At 45.6% G+C, this 18,129-nt stretch carries 18 protein-coding genes; 9 read left to right on the top strand and 9 right to left on the bottom strand.

Features of this window, described 5'->3' with window-relative positions; translation table 11 throughout:
* The first annotated feature begins 73 nt into the window (after positions 1-73).
* Complete coding sequence (locus QUB25_RS11390) at positions 74-403, top strand: hypothetical protein (protein ID WP_333061681.1); 330 nt, start codon at positions 74-76, stop codon at positions 401-403.
* 124 nt (positions 404-527) lie between these two features.
* Here the strand turns inward: QUB25_RS11390 and QUB25_RS11385 are convergent, their stop codons facing one another.
* Entirely contained in the window at positions 528-2,579 is a 2,052-nt protein-coding gene (locus tag QUB25_RS11385; protein WP_333183405.1) for an ABC transporter ATP-binding protein, read from the bottom strand.
* A 152-nt stretch (positions 2,580-2,731) separates the two neighbouring features.
* On the opposite strand from QUB25_RS11385, the gene QUB25_RS11380 reads away from it, so the two are divergent.
* Positions 2,732-3,328, top strand: coding sequence for a GNAT family N-acetyltransferase (locus QUB25_RS11380; RefSeq protein ID WP_333183404.1), 597 nt, complete (start codon positions 2,732-2,734; stop codon positions 3,326-3,328).
* Positions 3,329-3,380: 52 nt separating this feature from the next.
* A complete protein-coding gene (locus QUB25_RS11375) occupies positions 3,381-3,902 on the top strand; it encodes a GNAT family N-acetyltransferase (protein ID WP_333183403.1) in 522 nt (173 codons plus the stop codon).
* 70 nt (positions 3,903-3,972) lie between these two features.
* On the opposite strand, the gene QUB25_RS11370 is transcribed toward QUB25_RS11375, so the two are convergent.
* Positions 3,973-5,307 carry a tetratricopeptide repeat protein gene (locus tag QUB25_RS11370; protein WP_333183402.1) on the bottom strand — a complete coding sequence of 445 codons (1,335 nt, stop codon included), beginning with the start codon at positions 5,305-5,307 and terminating at the stop codon, positions 3,973-3,975.
* A gap of 21 nt (positions 5,308-5,328) precedes the next feature.
* Between QUB25_RS11370 and QUB25_RS11365 the strand changes: the two genes are divergently transcribed.
* The 4 genes from QUB25_RS11365 to hisC all read left to right on the top strand — a co-directional run bounded on the left by QUB25_RS11365 (position 5,329) and on the right by hisC (position 9,486).
* Complete coding sequence (locus tag QUB25_RS11365; RefSeq protein WP_333183401.1) at positions 5,329-6,612, top strand: esterase-like activity of phytase family protein; 1,284 nt, start codon at positions 5,329-5,331, stop codon at positions 6,610-6,612.
* A 189-nt stretch (positions 6,613-6,801) separates the two neighbouring features.
* Positions 6,802-7,656 carry an alpha/beta hydrolase gene (locus QUB25_RS11360; protein ID WP_333183400.1) on the top strand — a complete coding sequence of 285 codons (855 nt, stop codon included), beginning with the start codon at positions 6,802-6,804 and terminating at the stop codon, positions 7,654-7,656.
* Positions 7,653-8,366 carry a glycerophosphodiester phosphodiesterase family protein gene (locus QUB25_RS11355; protein ID WP_333183399.1) on the top strand — a complete coding sequence of 238 codons (714 nt, stop codon included), beginning with the start codon at positions 7,653-7,655 and terminating at the stop codon, positions 8,364-8,366. The genes QUB25_RS11360 and QUB25_RS11355 overlap by 4 nt, the downstream gene beginning before the upstream one ends.
* Positions 8,367-8,439: 73 nt before the next feature.
* Complete coding sequence (gene hisC / locus QUB25_RS11350) at positions 8,440-9,486, top strand: histidinol-phosphate transaminase (protein WP_333183398.1); 1,047 nt, start codon at positions 8,440-8,442, stop codon at positions 9,484-9,486.
* 86 nt (positions 9,487-9,572) lie between these two features.
* Here the strand turns inward: hisC and QUB25_RS11345 are convergent, their stop codons facing one another.
* The 7 genes from QUB25_RS11345 to QUB25_RS11315 form a co-directional block, all read right to left on the bottom strand.
* Positions 9,573-10,040 (bottom strand): type II toxin-antitoxin system VapC family toxin, encoded by a 468-nt coding sequence (locus QUB25_RS11345; protein WP_333061668.1) that lies wholly within the window; start codon positions 10,038-10,040, stop codon positions 9,573-9,575.
* Entirely contained in the window at positions 10,034-10,351 is a 318-nt protein-coding gene (locus QUB25_RS11340; RefSeq protein ID WP_333061667.1) for an antitoxin family protein, read from the bottom strand. Before QUB25_RS11340 ends, QUB25_RS11345 begins: the two co-directional genes overlap by 7 nt.
* Before the next feature lie 46 nt (positions 10,352-10,397).
* On the bottom strand, positions 10,398-11,198 hold the full coding sequence (locus QUB25_RS11335) for a class I SAM-dependent methyltransferase (protein ID WP_333183397.1): 801 nt from the start codon (positions 11,196-11,198) through the stop codon (positions 10,398-10,400).
* Between the two features lie 143 nt (positions 11,199-11,341).
* Entirely contained in the window at positions 11,342-12,982 is a 1,641-nt protein-coding gene (locus QUB25_RS11330; RefSeq protein ID WP_333183396.1) for a 2-isopropylmalate synthase, read from the bottom strand.
* Between the two features lie 186 nt (positions 12,983-13,168).
* Positions 13,169-13,690, bottom strand: a complete 522-nt coding sequence (locus tag QUB25_RS11325; protein WP_006633075.1) for a LabA-like NYN domain-containing protein — start codon at positions 13,688-13,690, stop codon at positions 13,169-13,171.
* 336 nt (positions 13,691-14,026) lie between these two features.
* A complete protein-coding gene (locus QUB25_RS11320) occupies positions 14,027-14,677 on the bottom strand; it encodes a response regulator transcription factor (protein WP_333038438.1) in 651 nt (216 codons plus the stop codon).
* A 649-nt stretch (positions 14,678-15,326) separates the two neighbouring features.
* Complete coding sequence (locus QUB25_RS11315) at positions 15,327-15,752, bottom strand: ferredoxin (RefSeq protein ID WP_333076708.1); 426 nt, start codon at positions 15,750-15,752, stop codon at positions 15,327-15,329.
* 258 nt (positions 15,753-16,010) lie between these two features.
* On the opposite strand from QUB25_RS11315, the gene groES reads away from it, so the two are divergent.
* Positions 16,011-16,322 carry a co-chaperone GroES gene (groES, locus tag QUB25_RS11310; RefSeq protein ID WP_006633072.1) on the top strand — a complete coding sequence of 104 codons (312 nt, stop codon included), beginning with the start codon at positions 16,011-16,013 and terminating at the stop codon, positions 16,320-16,322.
* Between the two features lie 138 nt (positions 16,323-16,460).
* Positions 16,461-18,104, top strand: coding sequence for a chaperonin GroEL (gene groL / locus QUB25_RS11305; RefSeq protein WP_015174510.1), 1,644 nt, complete (start codon positions 16,461-16,463; stop codon positions 18,102-18,104).
* The last annotated feature ends 25 nt before the right edge of the window (positions 18,105-18,129 follow it).

The following is an 18,129-nucleotide window of genomic DNA, read 5'->3' as shown; positions in this document are numbered from 1 at the left end:
CACTCAAAAAAGCGACTGGTCGATCGCTCAGTCCGATCACCAAAATAGAGCTAACGTATCGACATAAAAGCAAATGAATACAGCTTTATTAATTGCTTGGACGATCGCCGGATGGTGCGGAACCATTCCCATTTCAGTCTTAATTCGGGAGCTCCGGCGGCGGTTTCCTCCTCCCCCTCCTCCTCCCGATCCGTTCCGAGAAATTGCCTTCCGCATCTCTGGGGTAGCGGGTGGCATTGCTGGGGGCTTTCTCTACAGCAGCGCTTTCCCGATGCAATCGCTGGATGCCGTCAATGTAGGGGTTACAGCCTTTGGGGCCTTCTTGAGTGGGATGCTGGCATCTGACATGGCGGGATTGGCGATGAGGCAGGGCGATCCGACTCCTCAGCTTAATGTGAAGTGAATCGCAGATAAAAAGTGCAAACAGAGGTTCAGTAGGAAACTTGACGGGGTTCTTACCCCGTCAAGTCCTGTATCTGGGTATTCCGAGAATTTTCCCTCTTCCCTCTTCGTTCTTCCTTCAGATATTAACTTCCCAGCATTTGCAACTTGTACAAACTGGCATACAACCCTTCTTGCTGCAACAACTCTTCGTGGCTGCCAGACTCTACTAACTGCCCGCGTTTGAGCACTAAAATGCGATCGACATTTCGGATAGTCGAGAGCCTGTGGGCAATAATTATCGCCGTTCTGTCCGCCATCACACGCTCTAGAGCTTCTTGAATTAAAGCTTCCGTCCCCACATCCAAACTAGCAGTTGCCTCGTCTAGAACTAAAATACTGGGATTGCGAATGGCGGCGCGAGCAAACGCTAATAATTGCTTTTGTCCCCCCGAAAGATTGGTTCCCCGTTCCCGCAATTGCGTATCATAACCTTGAGGCAACTGTTCGATTAACCGGGCAACATTTGTCTTTTCTGCTGCTGCTTGAATTTCCTCAATCGAGTAACTTTCTCCCAGGCTGATATTGCTCTTCACATCACCAGCAAATAAAAAGCCATCTTGGATAATTACGCCTATGTGCCTGCGTAACTCTGCTTGAGGCAAATCCCGAATATCGACATGATTAACCAGAATCCGTCCTCGGCTAGGCTCGTAAAGGCGGCACAGGAGACGGATAATCGAACTTTTGCCCGCACCCGTGGGGCCAACTAATGCTACTTTTTCGCCGGATTTGATGGTGAAATTGAGGTTTTGCAGGACATATTCGTCTTCTTTGTAAGCAAACCACACGTTGTCAAATTGGATTTCTCCAGATTCAGAATTCTGCGATTTGGCATTTTCACCCCCCCGAAGCTTGGGGGGGGTGGCGGGGGGTGATTGGGGATTGTTAGCCAATAAACGATATTCTGAACTTGCTGGATTTTGATGATTATCTGCCAATCCTCGATCGAATGGAGACAAGTTGTAAGCCGTTGCCTCTGGATGTCCAGTTATCAACAACGGTGAATAACCTGCCCTTATTCCTTCTTGCGTCTTCCCTCTTCCTTCTTCCTTCTTGCCTCTTCCTTCTTCCTTCTTCCCGCTAGTTGGATCTTTAATTTCGATCGGTTCGTTGAGAATATCGCTAATTCGTTCGACAGCGGTAAATCCTGCTTGAATTGCAGTGAATTTCTCAGCAAATTGCCGCAGCGGATCGAAGAGACGCTGAGCAAATAAAATGAATGCCGAGAGAGTACCGAAGTTGAGATTACCGGCTAAAACCCTTTGACCGCCCATCCACAAAACGGCTGCGATCGCTACTAAAGCAATCCATTCTAATGTCGCAGATACGGCTGAGTCGTAAAAAATAGTTTTGTCAACGGCTTTAATGTAGCGTTTATTGGTGACGCGAAACAATTCTGAGTTGAATCTTTCGCGGCGGAATAGCTGCACTACACCAATACCAGTCAGGTTTTCTTGCAGTTGTGCGTTGAGATCGGAAAGTTCTTCTCGGGTATTGTAATTTGCTATGCGATATTGGTACTGGAAATAAATTATGACTGCCGTAATTGGTATCATCATCAGCACCAACATTAAAGCTAGTTGCCACTGCATGGTAAACATGAAAATGGCAATTACTAAAATTGAAAATAAATCGCTGACAATGCCAATCGCCCCTGAAGAGAAAACCTCTCCTAAAGCTTCCACATCACTGGTGAGGCGAGTCATCAATTTACCAACAGGAGTGCGATCGAAAAATCTCACTGCTAGCGATGTGACGTGGGCGAACAAATCATTTCTAATATCTGTAGTAATTATTTGCCCTACTTTCGTGACTAAATAGCCTTGAACTGATTGCAGTGCTAATCTAAGTGTTATAGTTAGCATCAGCAAAATAGCCAAAATATTCAATGCAGCAGATAAAGACAATCCTCGCAAGAATTCGTAGGTAGGTTCCGAGCGAATTACGGAAATTGCCTGTCCGATGAGAATCGGTTGAATTGCTCCTGAGACTGCTAGCGGTACTAATAGTGCGATCGAAATAATCAGCAAGCGTTTGCTGCGGGTTGCGTAAGATGCCAACCTCATGAATAACCGCCAGTCTGTTTCCTGGCCGGATTTGTTTTTGGTATCTGCTACTGGTGAGGAAATTGTCATTGAGGGCAAAAACTGTACAAAATATCTAGTTAATAATTGTAACAAATAAAATGAATATTTGGCACTACTATCAGTAACAGGCAAGATGCCTGTTTCACAAAGAGTGTTTTCTTGTAACAGGAAGTTGGGTTGAGGAACGAAACCCAACCAAAATGTTTGTAGGCCGACAAAACTGGTATTATAATCTACTGGTAGAAGTTATATTTATCATGCAAGAGATAGAGACAGCCCGATTGTATCTGAGACAATTTACGCCAGACGACTTAGATGAGCTGTACCGCATCTACAGCGAGCGGGAAGTGATGAAGTATCTGAGCGAAGGCGTCAGAAATAGAGAAGAAACAGCAGCAGATTTATTGGGGATAATAGCAGACTGGGAAAAACATGGTTTCGGTTTGTGGGCTGTTGTCAATAAAGAAAATAACCAATTGATCGGGGACGGGGGGCTTCGCTTCTTAGGCAAAACACCTGAAGTAGAAGTCGGTTACGTGTTAGCAAAAGCGTATTGGGGAAAAGGTTTAGCATCGGAAGTTGCAGCGGCCAGCATCAAGTACGGATTTGAAGTATTGAATTTAGAAAAAATTATCGCAGTTGCAGATGCTGAAAACATCGCCTCGCGGCGGGTAATGGAAAAAATGGGGATGAAATACCAGTATAACTTTGACGATCTAGATCGCGATCGAGTATATTATTCGATCGCAAGACTCTCATATTTTACCTGGAAGGAAACCCAACCAAAATGTTTGTAGCAAGACTTATTAAAACTGGTATCATAATCTAGTGGTAAAAATTATATTAATCATGCAAGAGATAGAGACAGCCCGATTGTATCTGAGACAATTTACGCCTGAAGACTTAGATGAGCTGTACCGTATTTACAGTGATGCAGAAGTAATGAAATACTTGAGAGGAGTTAAAACTAGAGAAGAAACACAAATAGCCATTCATACCATGCTCAAATGTTGGGCAGAAAACAACTTCGGAATGTGGGCTGTAGTACATAAAATAGACCGTAAAATGATTGGTCGCTGCGGACTATGTTTTCTGGACAAGACACCGGAAGTTGAGCTAGGCTATACCCTCGACAAAGTTTATTGGAATCAAGGATTGGCGACAGAAGCATCTTTTGCTAGTCTAAATTATGGATTTGAAATATTAAACTTAGACAAAATAGTTGCTATCGCCCGCCCAGAAAATATCGCCTCTCAGCGGGTGATACAGAAAGTTGGCATGAAATATGAAAAAAATGCTCATTATTACGAAACAGATGTATTATATTATTCTATATCGCGAGAAAGTTACCAGTCCAAAGTATCTTCGTAGGGTGTGCATTGCACACCTTACTACTTTTAAATTACTCACATTGCAATTTGTCATTATTGCCTGCTGACAACTACGAAGTCCTTTGCAATTGCTTGTTAACTTTTTGAATTTTCTTAGCAAAATACTCTTGTCTGTGTCCCAATCTTTTAGCCACGTCCAACCCTTTTTGATAGGATTCCAAAGCTTTATCGTAAGCCTTCATCTCTTGATAAACTTGACCTATATTGTCGTAAGTGTTCATCAATCCATAGAAATTGTCAGCCCGCTCTTCTAACAGCAACTGCATTTGATAAATCCGCAAAGTCTGCTCCCACTGCTTTTGTGCTCGGTAAAGCAATGCTAATTTATCCAAAGCTTCGCTAGCTTGGGCATACTGTTGAATGGGAACGGCTAAATTGTATGCTTCCTGATAGTATTGAGCTGCTAAATTGATTTGACCTATGGTTTGATAATCGCTGGCGATCGCAATTTTGATCGGTGGTATAGCACTCGGATTTTGTAAGTTAAGATACACCGATGCTAGTTTTTCCCTGGCTGCTATCGCCTTTAGGGGTTGTTTCGACTGCTGGTAAACGTAGGCCAACTGTCTGAGAGTATCTACCTCTGTGGGAGGAGTTACAGGCTGCGGCGGCGCGCCGTTTCCCGCAACTACAGCAGAACTTGGCACAGCAGAATTAGCAGCAAATAAAGCGCGGTTTTCCTGAATTAAAGTTGCCAATTCCTCATAGACGGGAGCAGCTTTATCGTAACTCAACCAATTGATGTGAATGAGTCCGATCGCCTTCAAAATCTGACCTTGAGCCAATATATCTTCGTTTTGGCGCGCATTTTCGAGAAGTTCTTGGTAAACTTCTACAGTCGGGCCTTTAGCGCGCACCTGCTGAAAAGCTGCAGCGAAGGTGGGGAGCAACTCAGTATTAAGTGGTACTTGGGATTTGACTTCTTTTTGAATTGCTTGCAACCGTTTGGTAATAAGCTGTAGTTCGAGGTTTTTACCGTTACTCCAAGCAACACTTCCCACCCGACTCAAAGCAGCAATTTCCGCCGCAGGCCCGAGATACCTACGCAGCCGCAATTCTCGGAACCAAATTTCAAAAGCACCAGCCCCATCTCCAGCTTCCAGTTTAGCCGCTGCTTCTAAGTTTAACTGCTCCAAAGCCGCTGTCAGTTCGTCCCGCTGAGTGCTGCTCAAAGATTCGTTAGCGGGAGCTAGGGGATCGGGTGTGGTAATTTCTAGAGGATTAGGAGAAAATTGATCGAGGCCTGGTGGATTAGTTTGGGCGCTAGCAATAGAACCAGCACACAGCCACAAGAAAAGCAAGCACCCAATTGGCACAGAACTTCTCATTCTCAAAATTTGGTTGCCGCGATTCGGCATCTCTTCTGGAAACATCAAGTTTTGCATATCTACAAAACGGTATAAATTATGTCACAAAGATGGCACAAAAGCAAACTGTTCAACAAGAGCAACAAAATAAATGTCACCGCACTGAGCAATTATTGGGATTTAAAGACGCTGGGCGATTCTCTTCGAGGGCTTCGCCAACGTATTTTACGCTTATTCAGTCTCGCCCTAATTCTCTTAACTGTTTGCACAGCTTGCGCCCCCCCTCCCGCAGTTGCTAGAGACCGCTCTTTTCCAGAAATGTCCCTAGAATTTTTGGGCGAGTACCAATTGCCAAAAATGAATTTTGAAGGAGCACCAGTCGGCGGTTTGTCAGGAATTACCTACGACCCCAAAGGTATTAGCGCCGTCAATTCCAAAGCTTATCGCTTTTACGCTCTTTCCGACGACCCCAGCGAAAACGGAGAAGCGAGATTTTACAGTCTCAGACTCGACCTCACATCAAGCGATCCAGCAAATATTCGCCTGAAAAAAGTTACCGTTGAAGGCGTTACATCCCTCAAAAAAGCAGAGGGTGAAACCTTCTCTTGGGGTTCCATCAATCCCGAAGGCATCGCCCTTTCTCCCCGCAATTCAGTATTTGTAGCCAGCGAAGGCGTTACTCATGTTGGCATCCCTCCTTTTCTCGGAGAATTCGACATCAAAACAGGGCAAATGCGGGGAAAATTGCCGCTACCAAAGCGCTATATTCCCGATGCCAGCGATGAAAAACAGCAGCAAGGAGTGGTGGACAATTTAGGTTTTGAATCTTTAACCATCGACCCAGAAACCTTTAGTCCGGGCGGTCTAGATCCGTTTCGTTTGTTCGCAGCTACGGAAGCGCCGTTAATGCAAGATTTAGACCCGGAACAGGCAAGCAAACTCCGTCTTTTACATTATGTCATCGTCGATAAAACGCCGCAATTAGTCTCAGAAAATCTTTACACTCTTGACCAAGTTCCCATGACTATTTTGAACGGTTTAACAGAATTAGTAACTGTCGGTGGCGGTCAGATTCTGAGTTTAGAACGTTCTTTTGGGCTGTCGGGATACAGCGCTAGGATTTATCAAGTAGCGGTTGGGGCGGCTACAGATACTTCGAGAATCCAGAGTTTTAAAGGGCGAGTGGCAATGGTCGAACCTGTTAAGAAAAAGTTGCTGCTAGACTTAAGCGAACTCGGAATTCCGCTGTACAATTTAGAGGGAATGACCCTCGGGCCGCAGTTGCCAGATGGTAGCAAAAGTCTAGTTTTGGTCAGTGACGACAATTTTGATGAAGCGCAGAAAACTCAGTTTCTTTTATTTAGCTTGAAGGGCCAAGGTTAGGTCATAAGGGCGGGCGAGAAGCCCACCCCACCCCACAAGATAATTTAGTTTTTGTAGGAAAGGCAAGATGCCTGTTTATGAAAACAGTAGAATAAAATTAACTTTTTGTGGAACAGGCATCTTGCCTTTTTAGAAAAATAGTATAAAAGAGGTCACATCAAATTTATGCAACTATAAAATCTTCTAATTATGCCAACTCGTAACACTTTGCACCTGCCAGAAATCGAGATTTCATACCTAGAATGGAAGCCAGAAACACCGAAAACAAAAGTTCCGCGTTTGCTGCTGTTACACGGTTTAGCAGATAGTGCGTGTGTCTGGAGTAGCTTGGGCAATTATTTCTCCAACCGCTATCATACTGTAGCGCCAGATATGCGCGGTCACGGAGAGAGTAGCAAACCGAAAACAGGCTATACTTTTGAAAGTGCGATCGCAGATTTAGAAGCTTTGATGGCACATCTCAACTGGCCTGATGCCCACATTTTAGGCCATTCTTGGACGGGCAAACTAGCAGCGATTTGGGCGAGGCAAAATCCCGATCGCTTTTGCACTATGATTTTAGTAGACCCCATCTTCATCACCAAAATGCCCGCCGCGATGAAACTCACCCTGCCAATTGTTTACCGAAAATTAGACTGTCTCAAATGTGTGGGCCCGTTTGCGACTTTAGCCCAAGCAGAAGCAGCAGCAAAACAATCGGGAGAATACGCAGATTGGAGTGACGTGCAGCAAATGGTATTCCAACACCAAATCGAACAAAAATCCGACGGAACTTGGGGCAGTAAATTTGCGATTGCAGCCAGAAATCCGATATTTGCAGAAGTGATGAAAGTGGCCGGTTTAACTGAAAATATTGAGATACCGACTTTGTTTGTACAGCCGGAAAAAGGCGTAAATCGCATGGATTGGCAAATGCAGCCATACAAGAGATACTTGAAAAATCTTACCGTTGCAAAAGTACCGGGGAATCACTGGTCTTTTTTAACTCAACCGGAAACTTTTAATCAAACTGTGGCAGATTTTTTAGAGGGCACAAGACAGTGAATTTAGAAATTATCGCACATCGGGGATTTTCGGCGATCGCCCCCGAGAACACTTTAGCAGCTTTTGAACTGGCGATTGCCCGTGGAGCTCATTCGATCGAATTTGACATCCAGTTATCCGCCGACAACGTACCAGTGATTTTTCACGACGCAACATTAGATAGAATCACTGGAGTTTCTGGCAAAGTTAGGGAAACAACCCTGTCTCAATTGAAGACACTTAATGCGGGAAAATGGTGTAGCGATGAATTTTCCCAAGAAAAAATTCCTACTTTAAAAGCCGCATTAACCATACTCAAAAATGTTGACAAATTTCTTTACTTTGATGTCAAACCTCACTGCGAGTGGTCTGACGCAGATGTCGCGGATTTTGTCAATACTTTGAAGGGCGAAGAAATCCAACACAAATGCGTTATTACCTCCTTTAACGCTGGATTTCTGGAACAAGTGCGGCGGCTATCTGGCGATTTGGCGATCGGACACATTGTTGCTAATCTAGAAGCATACAAAACTCAATTAGCTCAAGCTGTGACCTATCAGGATAATTTGATTAGCAGCCAGTATCGCGTGTTGCTGGAAAACCCCGCACTAATTCAAGAAAGCCGGAGTCAAGGAGTTGACATTGTGGCCTGGACGGTGGACGATCGAGCAGATATGCAAAAGTTAATGGATTTGGGTATAACGCGGATAGTCACTAATTGTTTGATATAATTTGTTTAACTTGATATCTTGCACCATTATCAAGAACGGGCAAGATGCCCGTTCCACAAAACTCAATTAATAGATGAATTACTTTCGCAAAAACATCCACGAAATGTCTGGCTATGTGCCGGGGGAACAGCCACCGCTAGGCACAAAAATTATTAAACTAAATTCTAATGAAAATCCCTATCCGCCTTCTCCAAAAGCCTTAAAAGTGCTTCAGGAAATAGACGGAGAAATGCTGCGGCGCTATCCCGATCCAACTGGCAAAAGTTTCCGTATTGCTGCTAGTCAAGTTTTGGGAGTTGCTGATGATTGGATTGTTGTAGGTAACGGCAGCGACGATTTATTAAACTTGATAGTTCGCGCTGTGGGCGAATCTGGGAAACAGATTGTTTGTCCCGCGCCAACCTATGTATTGTACCGCACTTTGGCACAAATTCAAGATGCAGAATTTGTTGAAGTTCCTTATCCCGACGACTACAAGTTACCAGTCGATTTGCTAATAGCAGCCCAGGGTGCAGTGACATTTATAGCTTCGCCCAACAGTCCATCGGGAACAGCCATATCTGTTGCAGATTTAGAGAAATTGGCTAAAGAGTTATCGGGCATTCTTGTCATCGACGAAGCTTATGTAGATTTCGCCGAAGACAATGCTTTGAACTTGACACAAAAGTACAGTAATGTTATAGTTTTGAGGACGCTTTCAAAAGGTTATTCCCTAGCAGGATTGAGGCTGGGTTTTGGCATAGCAAATCCGGCGCTGCTGGCAGAATTAAATAAAATCAAAGACAGCTATAATGTGGATGCTTTAGCCTATGCAGTGGGGGCGGCTGCGATCGCAGATCAAGACCACAAAATAGCCAACGCCGAAAAGATTAAGGCTTCGCGAGCAAAACTAGCCGTTAGCTTCAAGGAATTAGGCTTTGACGTTTGGCCCTCGCAAACCAACTTTTTGTTAGTGCGGCCACCAAACGGCGATGCAGAAAGAATTTATCAAACACTGAAAGTACAGGGAATATTGATTCGATACTTCAATCAGCCGCGGTTAGAAGACAAATTGCGGATTAGTGTAGGTACGGAGGAACAGAATCAAATCTTAGTGAAAACTTTGAAAGAAATCCTCTAGATAACCACCCCAGCAATATAGGTTCGTAGTGAGAACTTCAGTCCGCATCTATCAAAGGACTAAAGCCCTAACTACAAACCATTTGATTACGGATAATTATTAGGATTGTCAATTGCTAATCCGGCAGAATGAGCAATATTCAGCAGTCTGTTGTCCGCCGAAACAAAAATTAGTTGAGTTTCTGGCACTGATGTTAAAACAGATTGAACGTACAAACCCGATGCCAATTGTACAGCATCATAGGCGCGTAATGGGTATTGAATAACCAATTGACCCGCGCTTTCAATCAACGCTGGGTCAACTTCGACTACTCGGTACTGAGTATCAAATTCATTGCGAAACTTTTCCAACAATAAATCGAGTTCACCAGCAGACAGACTTCCCTCGCGCTGACGGCGCGCCAATGCGCTGTGTACCTCCACCCATGTAATCTGACTAATAGCTAAATCGTTATTGGTAGCCACCTCAGTAATTGATTGAATCCAATTACTTCCTATTTCCGGCACATATCGTTTAACCAAAGCGCTGGTATCTAGAAAATAAGCATTTACCACGACCCGCGATCCTCGATAACTATTTCAGAGACAGGTGTTCCAGGTCTTCCCTTCAGTTTTTCAAACAGTTCGCGCCAATTCTTTTCGCGTAGCGCTAATTCGGCTGGATTGATGTGAGTCTGCTTATTTGGCGAACGGATCAATCCGCGTTTATCCATCAACTTAATCGCCAATTCGCGATCGCCCTTGAGTTCTTCCGGCAAAACTTCCGCTACAATTGTGATTTGCACAGTTTCCCCATCATTCAATGACAAAGGACTCAAGGGACGAAAAACCCCGTTTTCGTAGATAGCAGTAATAGTTTCTGGCATAATTACCCTCTTAATTAAATGCTTTGACTTATTGTACTTCTTGTAACTACTTCGTTGCCACCACAGCCAAATTCCAAGCCAAGCGCTTCATCAAAGGCAACTTTTTCAAAAACCCATCCAACCCTTCTAACCGAGAGTATTCCGGTTTCAGTCTGTCTTGTTCAATGATAATCTTTTTCCAATAACGCTCCTCATTCGGATGCACTTTTTCGATCAAATAAAAGCGCAAAAAAATCCAAAGCGATGTCAGCCAAAAGGTATCATAAGCCGTCTCGGAAAACAAAGACTTGACAAAATTCACAATATTAATATCCAAAGGAGTTTCATCCTCTGTCCGCACCTCAGTCGCCATTCTGCGGTAAACATTAATCACCGGATTGTGCTTCATCGGGTCCCAAAAGCAAGCTTTCCCGCCTGGTTTTAGCACCCGGTGCATTTCGCGAATTGCCTTTTCTGGTTCCGGTAAATGGTGCAACAAATTAGAAGCGTAAACAATATCAAAACTGTTGTCCGGGAAATCTAGCGCCATTGCATTCACCGTGCAGCCGTCTATTTTGACGCCGTTTTTCTCAGCCAATTTTAGAGCAACTTCTACCATGCCCTGAGAATAGTCGGCAGCCACACAATCGGCGCCTTTTTTAGCAAAATAAACGCTATTTTCTCCCGCGCCGCAGCCTAAATCTAACAGGCGTTTGCCTGTAATATCGCCCATTTGCTCGACGATAAATCTATTTTCTGGGGCGGTGCAAGCTTCAAAGTAATCATTAACTCGAATGCCGTCAATATCGATCGTAGATGCCCAAGCATCGTGGAATTGCCGCTCTTTTTTTAAAGTTTCGTCTTGCATTTTTCAAGAGTTGGTTATTAGTAAAAAAAAGTAATTTTAAACCGCAGATAAACCCGGAACAACGCCGATAAATTGAGATTTATCTGCTTCGATCTGGGTTCGTCTGCGGTTTGTTTCAAGAAAAATGGCTGACAAGAAATTTATCAGCGCTGTGCTTCTGCAACAACTTCATTTCTGATCTGAGTTGGCTGTTCCGAGGATTTTTCAGCACTATGCTGCAATGCCTGATACAGGCGATTTAAAGCGCTGATGTAAGCTTCTGCAGAGGCTACGATAATGTCGGTATTTGCCGAGTGACCGGAAAATACTTTGCCTTCGTGGCGCAAGCGAATTGTTACTTCGCCGATCGCATCTATTCCCGCTGTCACCGACTGTACAGAAAACTCGATCAACTCGTTGGGTACGTTTACCACCCGGTTAATTGCCCTGTAAATCGCATCCACAGGTCCAGTGCCGATCGCAGCATCGGTCAATTCTTCGCCCGCCGGATTCCGCACTGTGACGGTTGCTGTCGGCCGCGATTTGTCACCGCAAGAAACCTGTACCAATTCTAACCGGAACAGTTCCGGTGCTTGGTGCACTTCGTTATTGGCGATCGCCTCTAAATCCCAATCAGTAATCTCTTTTTTCTTGTCCGCTAAATCTTTGAACTTGACAAAAGCCTTATTTAGCTCATCGTCGGCCATTTGAAAACCCAACTCTTTCAAGCGAGTCTGGAAAGCGTGGCGCCCCGACAATTTACCGAGCACGATTTGATTTTCAGTTAAGCCGATCGACTCAGCGTCCATAATCTCGTATGTCCGCTTATTTTTCAGCACCCCGTCTTGGTGAATTCCCGACTCGTGAGCGAAAGCATTTGCTCCGACAATCGCCTTATTTGGCTGCACCAACATCCCCGTCAAATTGGAAACCAAGCGGGAAGTTTTGTAAATTTGGCGCGAGTCAATATTTGTCAGCGGTTCCTCAGAATCCGCAGCCCTGCCCAAGAACGGATTATAATATTGGCGCCGCACGTAAAGCGCCATTACCAACTCTTCCAGAGCTGCATTTCCCGCCCGTTCGCCAATCCCGTTAATCGTGCATTCTAACTGTCTGGCGCCATTTTTTACGGCTTCCAAAAAGTTAGCAACAGCCAATCCTAAGTCATTGTGACCGTGCACCGAAATAATTGCGCGATCGATATTCGGCACATTTTCCTTAATTCCCCGAATCAAAGCCCCAAATTCGCTCGGAGTCGTGTAGCCGACTGTATCGGGAATATTAACCGTAGTCGCACCCGCTGCGATCGCGCGTTCTAGAACCTGATACAAAAACTCCGGTTCCGATCGACAAGCATCTTCCGGCGAAAACTCCACATCATCCACAAAAGACTTAGCGTAAGCCACCATTTCCGGCACAATTTCCAGAACCTCAGCCCGCGTCTTTTTCAGCTTATACTCCAAGTGAATATCAGACGTAGCCAGAAACGTATGAATTCGCGCATTGGCTGCTGGTTTCAGAGCCTCTGCTGCTGTTTTAATATCCTGCTTTCTCGCCCGTGCTAAACCGCAAATTGTCGGACCATCTTCCGTGCCAACCGATCGGGCTATTTTTTGGACTGCCTCGAAATCTCCCGTGCTGGTGAAAGGGAAACCCGCTTCAATCACATCCACGCCCAATCTCGCTAACTGGCGAGCGATCGTCAGCTTTTCATCCACATTCAGAGATGCACCCGGAGATTGTTCTCCGTCGCGCAAAGTCGTATCGAAAATAATAATCCGGTCTTGACTTGGTTGAGTTTTCATAGCTCTAAAAAGTGTTTTCCTGATTTTTACTTGTCCGTTTTTCTGGATTTTAGCCTCCAGTCACCAGTCCCCTGTCTCGCGCCAATAACGAATAATTAATAACCCCTAACCCATAACTACTGACTAATGACTGCTGACTAATGACTAATGACTAATAACTAATGACTAATGACTAATAACTACTGACTAATAATCCATCTTCTCGATATGTTCCCTAATTTCATTTAGGTCTATATACCTATCTGTAGCATTTCGTAACTCTCTAGCAATCATTCCTTCGGTTGATACCACAGTAATATGAGTATTTTTCGAGCGGAGCAGTTCGATCGCCCGCTCAAAATCCCCATCCCCGCTAAACAGCACAACTTGGTCGTATTGATCCACGGTATTAAACATATCAACCACAATTTCTATGTCTAAATTAGCCTTTTGAGAATATCTGCCCGAAGCATCGTCGTAATATTCCTTAAGAATTTTAGTGCGAACCGTGTAACCTAGACTGATCAAAGCATCTCGAAATCCCCTTTGATCTTGGGGGTCTTTTAGGCCCGTATACCAGAAAGCATTGATCAAGATGACATTCGGCTGCGAAGTTTTGAAATATTCGAGCACCCTGCGAGGATCAAAAAACCAGCCGTTCTTTTGTTGAGCGTAGAACATATTGTTCCCGTCCACAAAAATAGAAAGGCGGTTCATTAAGTTTGTCATAGAAACTTAGACCTAATAATTGTAGAAAGAAGTTAATCTAAATATCACATTTTAGCAACATGGAGCTAACTGAGGCAATAGATTAAACTTCAGAAAACTCCATCTCCCCAGTATTTCATATTTTCGGCTCTACCGCCAGAGGGTTCTTTTAAGCCTGCTTGCATTTGAGCGAGGTGCCCTCAAAAACTATACGCCTAGTAACTCAATACCGGCTGCCGTGTCAAGGTTAATGGCGCCTTCAAACTACCGCCGTACCGCCCTACCGCCAAGCAGGCATACCGAAGCGCATAGCAGTAGATTTTGCTCCCCTGATTTCATAGCGCAGAGTACGTCCGCTCAAGCCTTTTTACTTTCAAGAGCCCAGCGAGCTAACTCTGTCCGGTTGTGCAGACCTGTTTTGCCCAGCATATTGCTGACGTGGCTTTCGATAGTCCGCTGGCTGACATTCATCACGTCTGCGATCTGGCGGTTTGCCATACCCTGCGCTAGCAACTGGACGACCTTTAACTCAGTGGGAGTCAATTCGACATTGCGGCGCGCCTTAATTTTTGGGCCACTCTCCATACCGGGATTTGAGTGGCGAATCAAGCGCGATGCTGCTTTCAGAGAAGATTCTACTTGGGCTACCAGTTCTTCTGGTTCAAAAGGCTTGACTATATAAACGTCAGCCCCAGTGCTCAACCCTTTTACTCGGTCTGAACTTTGACCTTTTGCGGACAAGAAAAGAACCGGAATCCAGCTAGTGCGAGGGTCTTCTCTGATGTGTTTGACTAAAGTGTAGCCGTCCATTTCCGGCATCATCACATCGCAGATAATCAAGTCGGGAACTTCTTGTTCTAGTTTTTCCAGAGCGTCTCTGCCGTTTTCTGCTGTAATGACGTTGTAACCCCGAAACTCCAAGTAGTCCTTGACCAGCAAGATCAAGTTGGGGTCGTCGTCAACCAGCATCAGCCGTTTTTGCTCTCCTGAATTATTGTCCTTTGTCATGTTTATTCCCGCTAAAGTATCCCGCACACTTCCTTGTTTTCACTTCTGTTTTTTCCGTCAGTCCCCCGCCACCAGGCTGGGAGTGGAGGACGACGGTCGGCTGAAGGGATGGCGGTGAGGGAAAGCGGGGCGGGTATTACCGCTTTCCAACCTATAATTGACGGCTGTTTTTCAGTGTCTTACGACCTGGAATGCAGCCCAAACCTGTAATGCACGATCGCCCTACCAAGATCAGCCTTGATTGATTGGAGACTCCCTAACAGAGCCCAAGTTAAATAGTTAATCTCGATCGGTTCAATTTCAGGTTAATGCCCCGGTTTTAAATGATACTTCTGATATAGAGAAATTTAAGCAGACTCCCTACTTACGTATTTAACTGCTTCTAGTGTAGTTTGGCAACCTGCTTAGTGTCTGCCACTGAGAAATTTTTGCACAAAATTTCACAGTTCCTCCGATCGATTTTTTTTACTGTACCTTTTGAGAAATACCAGGAACACGGGAAGCCGCACAAGTAAGACAAGAACCTAACTACAGTTTTATTGAACTGTAGCAGGTGCGATCGCCCGGACGCCAAACTGTCTCAAATTCTCACCCTTAACCTTAAATTTAACACTTTACCTATAACCCTGTACTTTAAACAGCGCTATACTTAAATGTTTGGCTGGGCCTCAGAAGGCACAGGCAAAGGATGAGTTAAGAAAGCGTATTCTTGAACGACCTTTGAGTTTAGGAGATGTTCCTGAATAATTCTCTCAATGACGGGGGGAGTAACGTCGCGATACCACACTCCGTCTGGATAGACTACCATAATCGGGCCAGACGCGCATACTCGCAGGCAATTGGCTTTCGTGCGAAAGACGCAGGTTGGTCGAGTGGCACTTGGCTTGTCCAACCCCAATTCTTGCAAGCGTTTTTTTAAGTAATTCCACGCCTCCAGACTCGTTTGCCGATCGCAGCACTTGGGCACGGTTTGGTCGGCACAGATAAAAATATGCCGCTCGATTCGATCGATGCCAAGGCTTTGGACGCAAGCACTCAAGCCTTGGCTGCAAGATTCCTCGTTATTTTCTGTCATTGTCTTCATCAATCAAAAGTAATTGGTTAGCGGTCGAAAGTCTTAACCACAGCCCCCACTCCCCCCTGTCCTTGCCTCCAACTCATGCTCGGTTCGGGAACCCGTACTGACAACTAAGTTGCGATCGACCCTGACTAAAGCTAAATTAGCACTCAGGAGTCGAGAGTGCTAATATGTCAGTTGTAAGTAGTCCGCTGTTGCTTTCATCGTGACCCCTGACGACTGACTCACGACAATCTGTAATCTGGAGATTTATTTATGGCAGCAGTATCACTGAGTGTTTCTACCGTTAAACCGTTAGGCGAGCGCGTGTTCGTAAAAGTAAGCGCTAGCGAAGAAAAAACCGCCGGCGGCATCCTTCTGCCCGACACAGCGAAAGAAAAGCCCCAAGTAGGCGAAGTCGCGGCCGTGGGCCCCGGCAAGCGCAATGACGACGGCAGCCGCACTGAAATGGAAGTCAAAGTCGGCGACAAAGTTCTCTACTCGAAGTACGCCGGCACCGACATCAAACTCGGCACTGACGAATACGTCTTGCTTGCAGAAAAAGACATTCTGGCGATCGTTAACTAATTAATCATTAGTCATCAGTCCTTAGTCATCAGTCATTAGTTTAAAGCGAACGCCGCCAAACAACTAATGACACGGGACAAATGACTAAAATCCATAATCCCCAATCCAAAATCTCAAACCCTCAAATCCCCAAAAACTATGGCTAAGCGTATCATCTACAACGAAAATGCACGTCGCGCCCTCGAACGCGGTATGGACATTCTGGCCGAAGCAGTGGCCGTAACCCTCGGCCCCAAAGGCCGTAACGTGGTTCTAGAAAAGAAATTCGGAGCTCCTCAGATCGTCAATGACGGTGTTACCATCGCCAAAGAAATCGAACTAGAAGACCACGTAGAAAATACAGGCGTTGCCCTGATCCGTCAAGCAGCTTCCAAAACCAACGACGCAGCAGGCGACGGTACCACAACTGCTACCGTTTTGGCTCACGCCATGGTCAAAGAAGGTCTGCGTAACGTAGCAGCCGGCGCAAATGCGATCGCCCTCAAGCGCGGTGTTGACAAAGCAACGACGTTTTTGGTAGAAAAAATTGCCGAACACGCCAAACAAGTAGAAGATTCCAAAGCCATCGCTCAAGTCGGCTCCATCTCTGCTGGTAACGACGATGAAGTCGGTCAAATGATTGCCAACGCAATGGACAAGGTGGGCAAGGAAGGCGTGATTTCCCTGGAAGAAGGGAAGTCTATGACCACCGAATTGGAAATCACCGAAGGGATGCGCTTCGACAAAGGCTACATTTCTCCCTACTTCGTCACCGACACCGAACGGATGGAAGCGATTCTGGAAGAACCGTTCATCTTGCTGACAGACAAGAAAATTGCTCTGGTACAAGATTTAGTACCCGTGCTCGAACAAGTAGCTCGTTCCGGCCGCCCGCTGTTGATCATTGCAGAAGACATTGAGAAAGAAGCTTTAGCTACCCTCGTTGTCAACAAACTGCGCGGTGTGTTGAACGTGACTGCTGTTAAAGCACCCGGTTTTGGCGATCGACGCAAAGCCATGTTAGAAGATATCGCCGTATTGACCGGCGGTCAACTAATCACCGAAGACGCCGGTTTGAAACTGGAAAACACCAAGCTCGACATGATCGGCAAAGCTCGCCGCATCACCATCACCAAAGACAGCACCACAATTGTTGCCGAAGGTAACGAAGCCGCCGTCAAGTCCCGCTGCGAACAAATTCGCCGTCAAATGGACGAAACCGAATCTTCCTACGACAAAGAAAAGCTGCAAGAACGTTTGGCCAAATTGGCTGGCGGCGTCGCAGTGATCAAAGTCGGCGCGGCTACCGAAACAGAAATGAAGGATCGCAAACTGCGTTTGGAAGATGCGATCAACGCAACCAAAGCTGCTGTCGAAGAAGGAATTGTTCCTGGTGGCGGTACAACTTTGGCTCACCTGACTCCTCAATTGGAAGAGTGGGCTAACAGCAGCCTGAAGGGCGAAGAATTGACCGGTGCTTTGATTGTGGCACGGGCTCTGGCTGCTCCTCTGAAGCGGATTGCTGAAAATGCTGGTTTGAATGGCGCTGTGATTGCTGAGCGCGTCAAAGAAAAGCCGTTTAACGTTGGTTTCAACGCAGCGACAAATGAGTTTGTCGATATGTTTGAAGCTGGAATCGTTGACCCTGCGAAGGTGACTCGTTCTGCTCTGCAAAATGCCGCATCTATTGCTGGTATGGTGCTGACAACCGAGTGCATCGTCGTTGACAAGCCTGAACCCAAGGATGGCGCTGCTGCTGCTGGCGCTGGCGGCGGCATGGGCGGCGGTGACTTCGATTACTAAGTCGATCGTTTGATTACTAATCGCT

It is taken from the genome of Microcoleus sp. B3-D7 (assembly GCF_036705305.1).
Lineage (GTDB): Bacteria > Cyanobacteriota > Cyanobacteriia > Cyanobacteriales > Microcoleaceae > Microcoleus.
The sequence above is the reverse complement of the archived record's forward strand: the minus strand, read 5'-3'. Positions and strand labels throughout refer to the sequence as shown.

Bases quoted from the DNA above. Each gene is read 5' to 3' on its own strand.
- QUB25_RS11390 (WP_333061681.1), top strand. From the start codon at position 74: ATGAATACAGCTTTATTAATTGCTTGGACGATCGCCGGATGGTGCGGA.
- QUB25_RS11385 (WP_333183405.1), bottom strand. From the start codon at position 2,579: ATGACAATTTCCTCACCAGTAGCAGATACCAAAAACAAATCCGGCCAG.
- QUB25_RS11380 (WP_333183404.1), top strand. From the start codon at position 2,732: ATGTTTGTAGGCCGACAAAACTGGTATTATAATCTACTGGTAGAAGTT.
- QUB25_RS11375 (WP_333183403.1), top strand. From the start codon at position 3,381: ATGCAAGAGATAGAGACAGCCCGATTGTATCTGAGACAATTTACGCCT.
- QUB25_RS11370 (WP_333183402.1), bottom strand. From the start codon at position 5,307: ATGCAAAACTTGATGTTTCCAGAAGAGATGCCGAATCGCGGCAACCAA.
- QUB25_RS11365 (WP_333183401.1), top strand. From the start codon at position 5,329: ATGTCACAAAGATGGCACAAAAGCAAACTGTTCAACAAGAGCAACAAA.
- QUB25_RS11360 (WP_333183400.1), top strand. From the start codon at position 6,802: ATGCCAACTCGTAACACTTTGCACCTGCCAGAAATCGAGATTTCATAC.
- hisC (WP_333183398.1), top strand. From the start codon at position 8,440: ATGAATTACTTTCGCAAAAACATCCACGAAATGTCTGGCTATGTGCCG.
- QUB25_RS11340 (WP_333061667.1), bottom strand. From the start codon at position 10,351: ATGCCAGAAACTATTACTGCTATCTACGAAAACGGGGTTTTTCGTCCC.
- QUB25_RS11335 (WP_333183397.1), bottom strand. From the start codon at position 11,198: ATGCAAGACGAAACTTTAAAAAAAGAGCGGCAATTCCACGATGCTTGG.
- QUB25_RS11330 (WP_333183396.1), bottom strand. From the start codon at position 12,982: ATGAAAACTCAACCAAGTCAAGACCGGATTATTATTTTCGATACGACT.
- QUB25_RS11325 (WP_006633075.1), bottom strand. From the start codon at position 13,690: ATGACAAACTTAATGAACCGCCTTTCTATTTTTGTGGACGGGAACAAT.
- QUB25_RS11320 (WP_333038438.1), bottom strand. From the start codon at position 14,677: ATGACAAAGGACAATAATTCAGGAGAGCAAAAACGGCTGATGCTGGTT.
- QUB25_RS11315 (WP_333076708.1), bottom strand. From the start codon at position 15,752: ATGACAGAAAATAACGAGGAATCTTGCAGCCAAGGCTTGAGTGCTTGC.
- groES (WP_006633072.1), top strand. From the start codon at position 16,011: ATGGCAGCAGTATCACTGAGTGTTTCTACCGTTAAACCGTTAGGCGAG.
- groL (WP_015174510.1), top strand. From the start codon at position 16,461: ATGGCTAAGCGTATCATCTACAACGAAAATGCACGTCGCGCCCTCGAA.